General features: G+C 64.0%; 15 protein-coding genes and 1 pseudogene. 5 read left to right on the top strand and 11 right to left on the bottom strand.

Annotated features, from left to right (window positions below; all coding sequences use genetic code 11):
• The first annotated feature begins 85 nt into the window (after window positions 1-85).
• From RTCK_RS17390 to RTCK_RS17380, 3 genes are all read left to right on the top strand, one after another.
• Window positions 86-1,282, top strand: a complete 1,197-nt coding sequence (locus RTCK_RS17390) for an efflux RND transporter periplasmic adaptor subunit (protein WP_142593712.1) — start codon at window positions 86-88, stop codon at window positions 1,280-1,282.
• 13 nt (window positions 1,283-1,295) lie between these two features.
• The gene (locus RTCK_RS17385) at window positions 1,296-4,628 is read left to right on the top strand and encodes an efflux RND transporter permease subunit (RefSeq protein WP_142593711.1); all 3,333 of its coding nucleotides are present in this window, start codon (window positions 1,296-1,298) and stop codon (window positions 4,626-4,628) included.
• A gap of 174 nt (window positions 4,629-4,802) precedes the next feature.
• The gene (locus tag RTCK_RS17380; RefSeq protein ID WP_142522818.1) at window positions 4,803-5,486 is read left to right on the top strand and encodes a Crp/Fnr family transcriptional regulator; all 684 of its coding nucleotides are present in this window, start codon (window positions 4,803-4,805) and stop codon (window positions 5,484-5,486) included.
• Between the two features lie 19 nt (window positions 5,487-5,505).
• On the opposite strand, the gene ureG is transcribed toward RTCK_RS17380, so the two are convergent.
• The 11 genes from ureG to RTCK_RS17325 are packed head-to-tail and all read right to left on the bottom strand — an operon-like array spanning window position 5,506 to window position 12,953.
• Window positions 5,506-6,117 carry an urease accessory protein UreG gene (ureG, locus tag RTCK_RS17375; RefSeq protein ID WP_142519941.1) on the bottom strand — a complete coding sequence of 204 codons (612 nt, stop codon included), beginning with the start codon at window positions 6,115-6,117 and terminating at the stop codon, window positions 5,506-5,508.
• A gap of 34 nt (window positions 6,118-6,151) precedes the next feature.
• Entirely contained in the window at window positions 6,152-6,823 is a 672-nt protein-coding gene (locus tag RTCK_RS17370; protein WP_185928034.1) for an urease accessory protein UreF, read from the bottom strand.
• Between the two features lie 2 nt (window positions 6,824-6,825).
• Window positions 6,826-7,305, bottom strand: a complete 480-nt coding sequence (gene ureE / locus RTCK_RS17365) for an urease accessory protein UreE (protein ID WP_142519940.1) — start codon at window positions 7,303-7,305, stop codon at window positions 6,826-6,828.
• 21 nt (window positions 7,306-7,326) lie between these two features.
• Window positions 7,327-7,764 carry a GNAT family N-acetyltransferase gene (locus RTCK_RS17360; RefSeq protein WP_185928033.1) on the bottom strand — a complete coding sequence of 146 codons (438 nt, stop codon included), beginning with the start codon at window positions 7,762-7,764 and terminating at the stop codon, window positions 7,327-7,329.
• 23 nt (window positions 7,765-7,787) lie between these two features.
• A complete protein-coding gene (gene ureC / locus RTCK_RS17355) occupies window positions 7,788-9,497 on the bottom strand; it encodes an urease subunit alpha (protein ID WP_142593709.1) in 1,710 nt (569 codons plus the stop codon).
• A gap of 43 nt (window positions 9,498-9,540) precedes the next feature.
• Window positions 9,541-9,966, bottom strand: coding sequence for a lysozyme inhibitor LprI family protein (locus RTCK_RS17350; RefSeq protein WP_142593708.1), 426 nt, complete (start codon window positions 9,964-9,966; stop codon window positions 9,541-9,543).
• Window positions 9,967-9,993: 27 nt separating this feature from the next.
• A complete protein-coding gene (locus tag RTCK_RS17345; protein WP_142593707.1) occupies window positions 9,994-10,350 on the bottom strand; it encodes a GFA family protein in 357 nt (118 codons plus the stop codon).
• 1 nt (window position 10,351) lies between these two features.
• The gene (locus RTCK_RS17340; RefSeq protein ID WP_142519935.1) at window positions 10,352-10,657 is read right to left on the bottom strand and encodes an urease subunit beta; all 306 of its coding nucleotides are present in this window, start codon (window positions 10,655-10,657) and stop codon (window positions 10,352-10,354) included.
• A 19-nt stretch (window positions 10,658-10,676) separates the two neighbouring features.
• Window positions 10,677-10,979 (bottom strand): urease subunit gamma, encoded by a 303-nt coding sequence (locus RTCK_RS17335; RefSeq protein WP_142519934.1) that lies wholly within the window; start codon window positions 10,977-10,979, stop codon window positions 10,677-10,679.
• Between the two features lie 19 nt (window positions 10,980-10,998).
• On the bottom strand, window positions 10,999-11,820 hold the full coding sequence (locus RTCK_RS17330; protein WP_142593706.1) for an urease accessory protein UreD: 822 nt from the start codon (window positions 11,818-11,820) through the stop codon (window positions 10,999-11,001).
• On the bottom strand, window positions 11,760-12,953 hold the full coding sequence (locus RTCK_RS17325; protein ID WP_142593705.1) for an alpha/beta hydrolase family esterase: 1,194 nt from the start codon (window positions 12,951-12,953) through the stop codon (window positions 11,760-11,762). The genes RTCK_RS17330 and RTCK_RS17325 overlap by 61 nt, the downstream gene beginning before the upstream one ends.
• A gap of 410 nt (window positions 12,954-13,363) precedes the next feature.
• Here RTCK_RS17325 and RTCK_RS17320 point away from each other — a divergent pair, with 410 nt between their 5' ends.
• Together RTCK_RS17320 and RTCK_RS17315 are read left to right on the top strand one after the other, a co-directional pair.
• Window positions 13,364-13,894, top strand: coding sequence for an AAA family ATPase (locus RTCK_RS17320; RefSeq protein ID WP_142519931.1), 531 nt, complete (start codon window positions 13,364-13,366; stop codon window positions 13,892-13,894).
• A 124-nt stretch (window positions 13,895-14,018) separates the two neighbouring features.
• Window positions 14,019-14,951 (top strand): annotated as a pseudogene (locus tag RTCK_RS17315) (IS1182 family transposase); the annotation flags it as partial.

The raw sequence follows: 14,951 nt of genomic DNA, 5'->3' as shown, positions 1-14,951 counted from the left end.
GTTTCAGCGTTGAGGACCGCGGAAAACGCCTCGGACAGACAGCCGAACTGATCAAGCCCTTCGCCCCAATTGGATCCAGTAACGCATGCTTCGCAAGTTCCTTCGCCTTGCCTGTTTCATTCCGGCTGCCACCTTCGTCGTGGCCGCTGCACCCGTCCTGTCGCAGGAGACGGGCGAGCCGGCCGCAGCCACCGGGGCCAAGCTGCCCTCCATCATCGTCACCCAGGTTGCCGAAAGACACCTCACGGATCGGGTGATCGCGACCGGCACTATCCGGCCCGTACAGGAAGTCTACGTCCAGCCCCTCGTCGACGGACTGTCGATCCGCTCGCTGGAGGCGGATGTCGGGGACATGGTAAAGGCGGACCAGGTTCTGGCGACGCTGAACGAAGACGCTCTCGTCCTCCAGAAGAGCCAGCTCGAAGCCAACAAGGCGAAGGCCGAGGCAGGCCTGGCGCAGTATCGGGCCCAGGTCATCGAAGCGCAGGCCAATCTCGACGACGCCGTCCGCCAGCGGGATCGCGCCGTCAAACTCGGCAAGACGGGCACAAGCTCGGTCTCGGAAGTGGAGCGCGCCACCGCGGCCGCTGAAGTGGCTGAAGCACGCCTCCAGGCTGCACGACAATCCGTCGCCGTGGGCGAGGCCGACATCAAGGTGGTGGAAAGCCAGATCGCGGATATCGACCTGAAGCTGGCTCGAACGGGCGTCACGACGCCCTATGCCGGCATCGTTTCGGCCCGCCACGCCAAGGTCGGCGCCATTGCCAGCGGTGCGGGCGAGCCTCTCTTCACCGTCATCCGCGACGGCGCGCTGGAACTGGTGGCCGACCTTTCGGAAACGGACATCCGCAAGATAAAGCCGGGCCAGAATGCCGTCGTCAGCATTGCCGGCGGCGCAGGGACACTCGAAGGCGAGGTACGGCTTGTTTCGCCGACCGTCGATCCCGTCAGCCGGCTCGGCTTCGTGCGCATCGACATCGACGAGAAGAGCGGTGCGCGCGCGGGGATGTACGGGAGCGCGGAAATCATCGTCTCCGAGACGACCGCCCTCGCCCTGCCCCTTTCGGCAGTTACGACTGCCCGCGAAGGGTCCTTCGCCCGCAAGGTGGAGGATGGCATCGTCAAGCAGGTGGAGATAGAGGCCGGCATCCAGGATGGCGGTTTCGTGGAAGTGGCGAGCGGCCTGAAGGCCGGGGACATGGTCGTGGAGAAGGCTGGCGCCTTCGTGCGCGACGGCGACCGGATCAATCCGGTTCAGGCCGATCAGGCCGTGTCGAACTGATCGAGGATCAAAGATGAACTTCTCCGCCTGGTCGATCCGCAACCCGATCGCGCCGCTGCTCGGCTTCGCGCTGTTACTCTTCCTCGGGCTGCAGTCGTTCTACTCGCTGCCGATCACGCGCTTTCCCAATATCGACGTTCCCGTCGTCTCCATTACCGTCGTCCAGAGCGGCGCCTCCCCTGCAGAACTCGAGATGCAGGTGACGAAGGAGGTGGAGGACGCCGTCGCCTCCATCAGCGGCGTCGATGAAATCCAATCCACCGTCACCGACGGCCAGTCGCAGACCGTTGTTCTTTTCCGCATCGAGAAGCCGACCGAAGAGGCGGTCCAGGATACCAAGGACGCCATCGACCGCATCCGCAGCGACCTTCCGGCCACCGCCGAGGAGCCGATCGTTTCGAAGATCGACGTGGAAGGCCAGGCCATCCAGACCTTCTCGGTCACCTCGCCGAACATGACGCTCGAGGAGCTTTCCTGGTTCGTCGACGATACGGTGAAGCGCGAACTGCAGGGACAGCCGGGCATCGGGCGGATCGACCGCTACGGCGGCTCCGACCGCGAAATCCGCGTCGCCCTCAATGCGGCGAAGCTGAACTCCTACGGCATCACCGCGGTCGAGGTGAACAACCAGATCCGCGGCACGAACGTCGATCTCGGCTCCGGTCGCGGCCAGGTGGCCGGCAACGAGCAGACGATCCGCACGCTCGGCGACGCCCGTACCGTGCAGCAACTGGCCGATACGACGATTTCCCTCTCGAACGGCCGGTTCGTTAAGCTCTCCGAACTGGGCACCATCACCGATACTTACGAGGAGCCGAAGTCCTTCTCGCGCTTCAACGGTTCGCCCTCCGTCACCTTCGCCGTCTTCCGTGCGAAGGGCGCCAGCGAGGTATCCGTCGCGGAGACGGTTGCGGAAAGCCTTAAGACCATTCGCGCCGCCCATCCCGACGTCAAAATCGAGATGGTCGACGATTCCGTCTACTTCACCTACGGCAACTACGAGGCCGCTCTCCATACGCTGACGGAAGGCGCCCTCCTCGCTGTCATCGTCGTCCTGCTCTTCCTGCGGAACTGGCGCGCCACCGTGATCGCCGCCGTCGCCCTGCCGCTTTCCGCCATCCCCACCTTCTGGGTGATGGACCTGCTGGGCTTCTCGCTGAACCTCGTCAGCTTCCTGGCGCTGACGCTCGCGACCGGGATCCTGGTGGACGATGCGATCGTCGAGATCGAGAACATCGCCCGACACATAAAGATGGGCAAGACGCCCTATCGCGCGGCGCTGGAGGCCGCCGACGAGATCGGGCTCGCCGTCATTGCGACGAGCTTCACGATCATCGCCGTCTTCGTGCCGGTATCCTTCATGCCGGGCATACCGGGCCAGTACTTCATCCAGTTCGGCCTGACGGTCGCCTTCTCCGTCTTCTTCTCGCTCATGGTGGCGCGCCTCATCACGCCGCTGATGGCGGCTTACTGGATGCGCGCCGAAGATGCGATGGACGACCATCACGACAATGACGGTCGCCTGATGAAGGCCTATACGCGCCTCGTGACCGGCACCACTCGGAAGTGGTACATGCGCTATGCGACGCTGCTCGGCGCAATCGCCTTCCTCGCCGCCTCGCTGGCGCTTCTGAGCCAGGTGCCGGGCAGCTTCCTGCCGCCCGAAGATTCCTCACGGATCGTGCTGTCGGTCGAACTGCCGCCCAATGCAACGCTCGACGAGACCGCGGCGACCACCGATGTCATCTATGACGCCGTACGCGACATCGACGGCGTGGAAAGCGTCTTCATCCTCGGCGGCGCCTCGCCGAAGGGCGATCTGGAGTTGCGCCGCGCGACGGTCCGCGTGATCCTGCAGAATATCGACCATTCGCTGCTCAAGACCCTCGTCAACAAGGGCCTCGGCTCGATCCCGGTTATCGGCGACCTGATCCCGAAGATCCCCGACCATGGCCGCACGCGGCCGCAATGGGAGGTCGAGAGGGAACTGTTCGAAAAGGTGCGCTCGATCCCGGACGTCAGGATCTCGAAGCTCAACGACCGGGCGGAGCGGGAGCTCAGCTTCAACTTCCTGTCTTCCAACGAACAGGACCTGAACGAGGCGGTGAGCCTGCTGGAATCGCGCCTGCGCGCCTCGCCGATCCTTGCCAATGTCAGTTCGGAAGGCGCGCTGCCGCGGCCGGAACTACAGATCCGCCCCCGCATGGACGAGGCGGCCCGCCTCGGCATCACGCCGCAGCAGATTTCCGAGACGGTGCGTGTCGCGACGATCGGCGATATCGACGCGCAGCTTGCGAAGATGTCGATCGACGACCGTCAGATCCCGATCCGCGTCCAGGCATCGCTGGACCTGCGGCGCGACCTCGCCTCCATCCGTGCGCTGAAGATCAAGACGGCGACCGGCGAGACCGTGCCGCTCTACAGCGTCGCCGACATCGACTATGCCGAAGGCCCGAGTTCCATCAAGCGCAACGACCGCAGCCGCGTCGTCTCCATTGGCTCGGACGTGCCCTTCGGAACCGCGCTGGACACGGCGACGCAGGAATTCAAGCGGATCGTCGACGAAACCCAGTTGCCGCCGACCGTGCGTCTTGCCGAAAGCGGCGACGCCAAGGTCCAGGCGGAGATGACGCAGAGCTTCGGCAACGCCATGCTGCTCGGCCTGATGATGGTGCTGGTCGTGCTGATCCTGCTGTTCAAGGACGTTATCCAGCCCTTCACCATCCTCTTCTCCCTGCCGCTGGCGATCGGCGGCGTCGCGGTGGCGCTGATCATCACCCAGAACTCGCTCTCCATGCCGGTTCTGATCGGCATCCTGATGCTGATGGGCATCGTGACGAAGAACGCCATCCTTCTGGTCGACTTCGCCATCGAGATGCGCCGTCACGGGCTGGAGCGGGTGCATGCCATGGTGGAAGCGGGCCGCAAGCGCGCCCGTCCGATCATCATGACCTCTATCGCCATGTCGGCCGGCATGCTGCCCTCGGCGCTCGGCGTCGGCGAAGGCGGCTCCTTCCGCGCGCCGATGGCGATCGCCGTGATCGGCGGCATCATCGTCTCGACCGTGCTGTCGCTGGTCGTCGTTCCCGCCTTCTTCCTGATCATGGACGACCTTTCGCGGCTGCTCGGCCGCATCTTCGGCCGCATGTTCGGCAAGAAGGAGGAAGAGGTCGCGGAACTGTCGGCCGAGGAACTCAGCCGCAGGGCGCATGAGGCCGCGCAGTCGATCGCAACGCTGGAGGAACGCGTGGCCTCCATGGAACGGCAGAAGGGTGCCAACGACGACAAGGCCGGCGGCGAGCCCGGAAACAATGTCCTGAGGCTGACGCCCTGGGCGGCGGAGTGATCGCACAGCATGATCGGGCGGAAGGCCGGGCGCGCGCCCGGCCTTTTTTTGTTTGCGGAAAACCGCTCCCGCATTTGATCGACATCAAATGCTTTCTTTCGGCAGTTGCTAGATTTAGCCCATTACCATTTTCTCGAACAACCGCGTCCCGCAATGGAAAAGCCGACGGTCACGATGAACAAGAGCCTGAGAATGAACAGCCGCGACAAGGCGGTGCTGATGCGGACCCCCTTCATGGCGGCCCTCAACGGCGAGGCCCTGGTGAAGATGCTGAACGCGGTCTCGATCACCAGCGTCCCGGCTCGCCACGTCATCTTCCGCGAGGGCACCGAGGCCGACCACTTCTACTGTGTCCTGTCCGGCTATGTGCGGCTCTACCGGCTGAACCGCGAAGGACGGGAGGCGGATATCCGCGTCTGCACCCCCGGCGACACCTTCGCCGAATGCCTGATCTACGGAGACGACGTCTACCGCTTCAACGCGCAGACCGCGGAGAACACCACCCTCGCCCGCTTCGATATCCGCACGACACGCCAACTGGCGGAGCAGGAGCCGGCGATTGCGCGCGCGATCATGTCCTGCCTGTCGCACCACCTGCTGACGACGATGGACTGCGTGGCGAACGACCGCCTGCACACGGCCCCCCAGCGTGTGGCGGAATACCTCTTGAAAAGTTGCCCGGTGGACGGCGGATCCGCCTCCGTACGGCTGCCCTTCCAGAAGAGCCTGCTGGCCGGCATGCTCGGCCTTGCGCCCGAAGCACTGTCGCGCGCCTTCTCTTCGCTGCGTCGGGTCGGCGTGACCGTCCGCGGCCGCATCATCCAGATCGGCGACGTGAACGCCCTGCGGGACGTCTGACACGTCCTCCCGGCGGCCTTCAGAGGCCGCCGATCTCCTTCAGAAAACGCACGACGTGATCGACCCCCTCGCCGCGCTTCAGGTCGGTGAAGAGATGCGGCTTGGCCTGCCGCATGCGGCAGGCATCGCGATCCATGACCTCGAGATCGACGCCGACATAGGGCGCCAGATCCTTCTTGTTGATCACCAGCAGATCCGAGCGCGTGATCCCCGGCCCGCCCTTGCGCGGAATCTCCTCGCCCTGGCAGGTGGAGATGACGTAGATGGTGAGGTCGGCAAGATCCGGCGAAAAGGTCGCGGCGAGGTTGTCTCCGCCGGATTCGATGAACACGACGTCGAGATCCGGAAAACGCTCCGTGAGAGCGGCAATCGCCTGCAGGTTGATCGTCGCATCCTCGCGGATGGCGGTGTGCGGGCAGCCCCCCGTTTCCACCCCGACGATCCGGTCCGAGGTCAGCGCCTGGCAGCGCACCAGCGCCTCCGCATCCTCCCGCGTATAGATATCGTTGGTGACGACGGCCACGGAATAGTCCTCCCGTAGTGCCTTGCAGAGCTTTTCCGTCAGTGCCGTCTTTCCGGAACCGACGGGGCCGCCGATGCCGACGCGCAGCGGTCCGTTGGAGGATTTCATGCTCACTGTCCTTTCTGTTCGACGGGCCAGCCGCTCAGGAGCGGAAAAGCCTCGAATTCTGTGTCTCGTGGCGAAGCGAGGCGATCTCGGCCTGAATGCCAGCAGCGCCGAGATCATCCAGGCCGGAGCCCGAGGCGCGGGAGGCAAGCTCCACCACTTCCGCTTCCAGCGCGGCGAGGATCGCGACCCCTTCTGTCTGCCCGCAGGCGCCGAGACGAATTCCTGCCGACACGGCCTGGGACAGTGCCGCATGCAGGTAGACGGCGAGCGCTTCCCGCAAAGGCACCGCATGGGCGGCCGCGACGGCCCCGACGGCGATCGGGAAGGGAACCTCCTTCGGCAGCCGCTCCACGATCATGTTCGGCCATGCATGTGCCGCCGAGACAAAAGCCTGCCCCAGCGACAGCGTCTCGAAATGCCGCTCGGCGGAACCCGCCAGCGCGAGCCCAAGATCCGATGCGTTCCGCAACGCCTCGTGGTCGTCATGCCGCCGCCAGGCCTCGGCAAACAATATGGCGTCGTTCCACAGGCTGCCGTGCCGCAGGACGGCGGCCAGCCAGGCGCGCAGCCCCGGCGCGTCCCGGACAAGCCCGTCATGGACCGCCCGCTCCAGCCCTCCCGACCAGGCAAAGCCACCGATCGGGAATGCCGGTGACATCCACGCCATCAGGCGAAGCAGGGCCTGTGTCCGGAGGCCTTCACCCATGGTCAGTCGTGGGAGGGGTGATGATGGTCGGGGCCATGGGAGTGTCCGCCATGGGCGTGGTAGGCGCCGCGGACGGGATGGAAGGGCTCTTCCACCTCCGCGACCGCCGCACCGAGCCCTTCCAGCATCTTGCGGATGACATGATCGCGCAGGATCAGGATGCGCTCTTCCTCGATCTGCGCAGCAAGGTGCCGATTGCCGAGATGCCACGCGAGTTCGGTGAGATGCAGGCGATCGCGCGCCCGGATCTCGAACAGTTTCTCCGCGGCGGCAGCAATGGCGACATTGGTGCCGTCCTCGAGGATCAACCGGTCGCCGTCGGCCAGCAGCACCGGCTCCTTGAGGTCCAGCATCACCATCTCGCCGTTCGAGAGGTGAAGCACCTTGCGCCGGAGATGGCGGAGATCGTGCGGCAGGGCGATCGTATCGATCGGCGGATCGGCGATGACGCCGGCGCGGTGGAAGGCGGTTATACGTTGCATGTTGTCATCCTTGAGCGAGGGTCATGTCCCCAGTGGCTTGCGGAAATAAATGACACGTTCGGTCTCGACGAATCCCCAGTGCCGATGGGCCAGGTGCGACGGCGTGTTGTGCATTTCGACGTCCGAACAGAGCTCGACAAAACCCTTTTCCCGAAGATCTGCTTCGATCCGCGCCAGCAGCAGGCCGGCCATGCCCATCCGCCGACTGCCCTCCTCGACGAATATGCCTTCGAGGAACGGTACCGGCGTGGACGTACAGCCGTTGGCATAGGAACGGATCGAGACTTCCGCGAAAGCCACGAGTGCACCGTCCGGACCAAACGCACCATAGCCCACGCCGCTTTGCCCGCTCAGCATCTCCAGGATTTCGGCGAGGTGCGCGTCGGCCGATTGATCCGGCCACAATGCATGGCGCAGTTCCGACCAGGGATGGCCATCCTGGGCCGTCAGAAGCCGCACGGAAACGGATGGCCTTGCCATAGTCAGAACAGGAAATAGCGCTGCGCCATCGGCAGCACGGTGGCGGGTTCGCACGTCAGCAGTTCCCCGTCTGCCCGAACCTCGTAGGTCTCCGGATCGACCTCGATATGAGGCGTCAGCGAGTTGTGGATCATCGACGCCTTGGAAATGCCGCCGCGGACATTCCTGACGGGCACCAGTTTCTTCGCCACGCCGAGGCGCTGCGGAAGGCCGGCATCGAGCGAAGCCTGGGAGACGAAGGTGACGGACGAGTTGGTCCTGAGCTTGCCGTAGGCGGCGAACATCGGCCGGTAGTGCATCGGCTGCGGCGTCGGAATGGAAGCGTTCGGATCGCCCATCGGGGCAGCGGCGATGGAACCGCCGAGCAGCACCATTTCGGGCTTCACGCCGAAGAAAGCAGGGCTCCACAGGACCAGATCCGCCCGCTTGCCGACTTCCACCGACCCGATCTCGTGGGACACGCCGTGGGCGATCGCCGGGTTGATCGTGTATTTCGCGATGTAGCGACGGACGCGGAAGTTGTCGTTCTCGCCCTTTTCCTCCTTCAACCGACCGCGCTGTCGCTTCATCTTGTCGGCCGTCTGCCAGGTGCGGATCGCCACTTCCCCGACGCGGCCCATGGCCTGGCTGTCGGAGGAGATGATCGAGAAGGCGCCGATATCGTGCAGGATGTCTTCCGCCGCGATCGTCTCCTTGCGGATGCGGCTTTCGGCGAATGCGATGTCCTCGGGGATGGACGGCGACAGGTGATGGCAGACCATCAGCATGTCGAGATGTTCGGCGAGCGTGTTGACCGTATAGGGTCGCGTCGGGTTGGTGGAGGACGGGATGACGTTGGGCTTGCCGCAGACCTTGATGATGTCCGGTGCGTGGCCACCGCCCGCCCCTTCCGTGTGGAAGGCGTGGATGGTGCGGCCCTTGATGGCGGACACGGTATCCTCGACGAAGCCGGATTCGTTCAGCGTGTCGGTATGGATCATCACCTGCACGTCGTATTCGTCCGCCACCGTAAGGCAGTTGTCGATGGCGGCCGGCGTCGTACCCCAGTCCTCATGCAGCTTCAGCGAGGAGGCCCCCGACAGGATCATCTCCTCCAGCGGCTTCGGCAGGGATGCATTCCCCTTGCCGGCAAGGGCGAGGTTCATCGGAAAGGCATCGAAGCTCTCGATCATCCGCTCGATATGCCAGGCGCCGGTGCAGGTCGTGGCGAGCGTACCGTGTGCCGGTCCGGTGCCGCCGCCCAGCATGCAGGTGACGCCGCTCATCAGCGCTTCCTCGATCTGCTGCGGGCAGATGTAGTGGATATGGGCGTCCATGCCGCCGGCCGTCAGGATCTTGCCCTCGCCCGCGATCGCCTCCGTTGAAGGGCCGACAATGATCGTCACGCCCGGCTGCGTATCCGGATTGCCCGCCTTGCCGATCGCATGGATACGGCCGTCCTTGAGGCCGATATCCGCCTTGTAGATGCCGCTATGATCGACGATCAGCGCATTGGTGATGACGGTGTCGACAGCCCCTTCGGCCCGCGTCGCCTGGCTCTGCCCCATGCCGTCGCGGATCACCTTTCCGCCGCCGAATTTCACCTCCTCGCCATAGGTGGTGAAATCATTCTCCACCTCGATGAAGAGCTCGGTATCGGCTAGCCGCACCTTGTCGCCGAAGGTCGGTCCGAACATGGAGGCATAGGCGGCGCGGGACATCTTGTGGGGCATGGGTGAACCTTCTGAAAAGGATGAGTTGAAACAGCCGGGCGCGTCAGTTGCCGCTCATGAGATCCGTCTGTTCCTTCAGCTGCTGCGTTCGCTGCCGCGTAAGTTCCGCCTGACAGCCGTAGATGAGCATCGGCTCCATGGTTCCGCCGCGCGCCTGATACCCATGGAACGCGCATTGCGCGTCGCGGAAGGTGAGCCAGGCCCGTTGCGAGGCCAGAAGCGCCTCCGCGGCACTGCCCAGGCCATCCATCGCGTCCCCATCCCAATCCTTCATCGCCTGGCGCGTCACCTTGTACTGCGCATTCAGACGCTCATCGGCTTCGGCGAAATCCTGCTCGGCGCAATAGGTCATCTCCATCTGCGTCATCGCCTTCTCGCAATCCACGTCCGGCTGATCCTCGGCCAGCACCGGGGCAGCCGTCGCGAGCGTCCAGCCGACGAGGAGGAATGCGAGCGAGTATTTCCGCATGAGACAGACCTCCTTCATACCGCGACCTCAGGCGGAAGCGCCGTCGAACGCATGCGGCGACAGTTCCCGGGGATTGACGCCCTCCAGGCAATTGACGTTCAGGGCAACGATCGCCGAGCCGTCAGGCTTCGTGCCGAAGGCGAAGCTCTGGATACCGCAGGTCTTGCAGAACTGATGGTGGATCTTCTTGCTGTTGAAGAGATATTCCGAAAGATTGTTCTCGCCGGATTTCAGCGTGAATTCCTCACGCTGAACAAAGGTCAGCACCGAACCGAGGCGCTGGCAGCGCGAGCAGTTGCACACCACGGTCTGGTCGAGATCGGCATCGGCCTCGAAGGAAACCGCGCCGCACTGGCAGCTGCCGAGATAGTGTTTTGTCGCCATGTCAGAGTGCTCCCATGATCTTCTGCTGGAAACCGTAGACCCTACGTGCGCCCGAAAGCGGGATCAGCGTCACTTGCCGTGTCTGGCCCGGCTCGAAGCGGACGGCAGTGCCGGCGGGAATGTCGAGCCGCATGCCGCGCGCCATCTCCCGCTCGAAGGAGAGTCCTTCATTGGTCTCGAAGAAGTGGTAGTGGCTGCCGACCTGGATCGGCCGGTCACCGGTGTTCGACACCTCGACCGTAAGGGTCGGCGCACCCGCATTGAGTTCGATTTCACCTGCAGCGACAATGACTTCACCCGGGATCATGAATGAGCCTCCCAACCCGTTAACGTATAGGTTCATGCACGGTAACGAGCTTCGTCCCGTCCGGAAAGGTCGCCTCCACCTGCACGTCGTGGATCATCTCGGCGACCCCTTCCATCACCTGAGCGCGGGTGACGACATGGGCTCCGGCCTCCATCAGATCCGCGACCGAGCGCCCGTCGCGGGCGCCTTCGACGACGAAGTCGGTGATCAGCGCGATCGCCTCCGGGTGGTTGAGCTTGACGCCGCGCTCGAGGCGGCGGCGCGCCACCGTGGCGGCCATGGAGATCAGAAGCTTGTCTTTTTCTCTTGGGGTGAGGTTCATGATCGTTTCGCACTCATCGTCAAATGTTCCAGACCTTCGGCACCGCCGCTCCGTTTCGCAATACGGTAATTGCCGGTACCAGCACTTTTCTGAGATCGAAGCCGTTCGGCGCCATGAGCCGGATGACGAGCTTGCCCTGCCAGTGGCTGGCGCCGCCATTGGCGTTGCCCAGAACGTCCCGCACCTTCGGCATCATCGCCTCGGCCAAGGGCCCGACATAGAGGACGGTAGCGAAGGCCGCATGGCCGCAAAGCGTGGCCCCATGCGAGCCGAGAACGTCGATCTCGCCGTCGAGCCGCATGTCTTCCGCATGCAGCAGGCGACCATCGCGGCGGACACGCCAGCGGTCGCGGAAGAGCCCTCGGCACAGCCGCTCGCCCATGGCCTGCCGGCCCATAAGGACAGCTTCCACGGCAAGGAATTCCGATGTTTCGTGAAGATCGACCTCCAGCCGACGGCTGAGCGCCGAATGGTCGAAGAGGATCGTCTCCTGCGGTAGCCAATGAAGGCTGGCGTCCCGGCCGACGGTGATCTGCGTCGTCGCGGAGGCAGTATCGGCCGAGGCCTTGTAGACCTTCTCGTTCGCCTGCGTCGTCACGGTGAGCCGGGTGGAATCAGAGGCGGCGACCGACCATTCGATCACGTCGCCGCCCGTCAGTCCCCCTGACGTATTGATGAGGATCGCCTCCATATCGGGCGAAAATGTCTGCGGAAGGCGGATTTTTGCGCAGCCTTCCTGGTAGAATTCAGCGAGGCGCGTACGTCCGCCGAACGGCTTGGTTACAAGGCGTCCCTTACCCCTTGCCCGCTGCGGCGCAGATCGTTCGGCTGGCTGCTGCACGTTGTCCCCTGCGCTCCTGCACTCACGTCACAGCCGGAAGCAACAGCCGTGCCAGTCTTGATCACGGCCGGCGAGGCCTCCGCCACGACATTCGCCTTGTCCGCCTTCAGGAAGAATTCCCACATCCGCGGCGCAGGATCAACAGACGGATCGAAGGCCGGCGCCCTGGCCGCCGACGAGACCTCAACGATACCGGCCTGAGAGGCGGAGGAGGACGCCGCAGCCATCACCCCTTCGGCGGGCGCGATCTTCGGCCAGGCATGCGTGCCGTTGGCGTAGGAATAGGCAGCGATCCGTGCACCTGCCTTGCAGGTGTCGTACAGCCGCTGCGTCACGTCTCCTGCCGTACGGGTAACGGCGTCCCCCGTGCAGCCGTTCAGTTCGCTCCAGCGCTGGAGCGCGGTGCTGAAGCCATACTGCCAGTAGGGCTTGCCGCCGCCGGCATAAGGGTTGGCATCGTCCTTCTCCCCTGCAAAGGCGATGATTGACATCGGCCGGGCGGGTGCGCAGGTTGCGGCATCCGGCTTCCATTGGCCGTCCACCTCGACCGGAGCCCCTGCCCGCAGCGAATGCACGAAGCCTGCCGCCGCGAAATCATCGCGACCGCTGCAGATATACTGCGACAGCATGCGCCCACCGCCGGAATAGCCGGAGGCGTAGATGCGACTGCGGTCGATGCAGGCGGTCTCCTCGATCGTCCTGACCGCTGCACCGATGAAGGCGATCTCGTCCAGCCCGCCTTCCTGCGTCGTGACCAGTGGCACGTTCCAGGCATGCGTGCCGTCGAATGCGCCAGGCAGGCTGCCCTGCAGCGCGACGACGATAAAGCCCTCCTTCTCGGCCACCTGATCCCAGGAGCTGCGCCTCAGCTGTCCGAGGGGATTGCTGTGGCTGCCGTGGAAATCGAAAACGACGGGCACCTTCTCGGTCCCGGCATAGGAAGAGGGAATGAAATAGACGCCCGAGCGGACGGCATCCGCCGACTGGATGCTGAACTCATGGCGGCCTGGCTGGATAGGCTGCCCGCAGCCACCGGCGAGCGCGGCATTGGCGCCCATAAAAAACGCTCCTGCGGCAATCAGCCTGGCAAGAGCGGCAGAACCGGAAAAACCATCGATGCGTGCAACTGCCATCAAGCGCCTCGCTAGCGGGGTGCAGGGTGTTCACTCTCTGCGGCCTGTTGGATAACTGCCGAAGCGATAGCATCTATTAGAAAGCATTGAAACGAAATACATGAATGGGAGCTATGCGATTATTTACCCCTCAACAGTAAGATGCCGCCTTGCTTCCGCCGTACCAAGCTCCCGGCAAGTCCTTGGCGCACAATCCTGCCAGGATCCGTAATATAGATGCGGGTCGGCCAACTCGCGGCAGAAGTCGGGGATTCGCCTGCCCCTTGAGCCGGCCGGGGAACCGATCGCCTGCGCCATCGAACACTTCCTTCCCAGGGCGGCCAGCCGACTTCACAAGCCAACCGAAGATTTCCCGGCTTTTCGGTGACGTTTCACCCATACCGCCCATTCTTGTCTGTCAGGAGCAATCCATGGAGAACTTCGTCGTCATTTCCGGCTGCTCCGGCGGCGGGAAATCCACCTTGCTGGATGCCCTGCGGCGGCGCGGCCACCCTGTCGTACCGGAACCCGGCCGTCGCATCGTCGCGGAAGAGATGAGGAGCGATGGCCATGCCCTGCCGTGGGTCGATCTCGCCGCCTTCGCGGAGCGGGCGCTCGCCATGGCGCTCGGCGACCGGAGGGACATGCAGACAGCCGAAGGCTGGGTCTTCTTCGACCGCGGCCTTGTCGACGCCGCCGCGGCCCTGGAACATGCAACCGGACGGCCTGTGCTGGCGGAACTCGGAATGGCCCACCGATATCATCGAAGCGTCTTTCTGACGCCGCCATGGCCCGAGATCTATCAATCCGACGGCGAACGGCAGCACGATTTCGCAAGTGCAGCCGCTGAATACGATCGATTACTCAAGGCCTACAATGCCTTAGGATATCGAACACTCCTGCTGCCGAAATGCTCGGTGGAGGAGCGCGCGGACTTCATTCTCACCCACCTGCCGACCTGACGGTGGATCGGGCCGCGCAGCGCTGCTTCGCCGGTTTCGAAACGCAAAGGGCCCGGCTTTCGCCAGGCCCTCAGACTGCTGACAAACCCCTGGCCTGGCTGGGGGTTTTGTGATTCACTGGGACATGTTGAAGAAACCTGCTCCCGAACAGACAGCTCTCGAGATGGTGACGCTCGATGGGCTGGTGCCGAAGGATCACCTGCTTCGCAAGATCGATAGGGTGATCGACTTTTCCTTCATCCATGATCGGGTGGCCGGCCTTTACTGCGCCGACAACGGCCGCCCGCCGCTCGATCCGACATTGATGTTCAAGGCGCTGTTCATCGGCTACCTGTTCGGCATCCGCTCGGAGCGCCAGCTGGTTCGCGAGATCGAGGTGAATGTCGCCTATCGCTGGTTCCTGCGCATGAAGCTGACCGATCCGGTCTTCGATGCCTCGACGCTTTCCCAGAACCGGCGCCGGCGTTTCAACGATACGTCGGTGGCGCAGGACGTCTTCGATGCGATCGTGGAACAGGCGATCGCGCGAGGCCTGGTCGACGGCACGGTGCTCTATACGGATTCGACGCATCTGAAGGCCAATGCCAACAAGGGCAAGTACGACCTGGCGATGCTGCGGAAATCGCGCGCGGATTACTGGGCCGATCTCGACCGGGCGATCGAGGCCGAGCGGGCGGCCCATGGCCAGAAGCCGTTGAAGGAAAAGGAGCGCGAGCCGCAGGTGAAGGAAACCAAGGTCAGCCGCACCGACCCGGAGGCGGGCTACATGGTGCGCGACGGCAAGCCGAAGGGCTTCTTCTATCTCGATCACCGCACCGTCGACGGCCGCCATGCGATCATCACCGATACGCATGTGACGCCGGCCAATGTGCATGACAGTATCGTCTATCTGGAGCGGCTCGACCGGCAAAGGCAGCGCTTCGGCTTCGATGTCGGCGCGGTCGGCCTGGATGCCGGCTATGCCACGGCAGGCATCCCAAGGGGCTGGAGGACCGGGACATCCTCGGCGTCACCGGCTATCGCAATCCCACGCCGCCCAGGGAAGGGATGATGCGCA

The sequence above is a fragment of the Pseudorhizobium endolithicum genome (genome assembly GCF_902153245.2).
Classification (GTDB): Bacteria; Pseudomonadota; Alphaproteobacteria; order Rhizobiales; family Rhizobiaceae; genus Neorhizobium; species Neorhizobium endolithicum.
The sequence above is the reverse complement of the archived record's forward strand: the minus strand, read 5'-3'. Positions and strand labels throughout refer to the sequence as shown.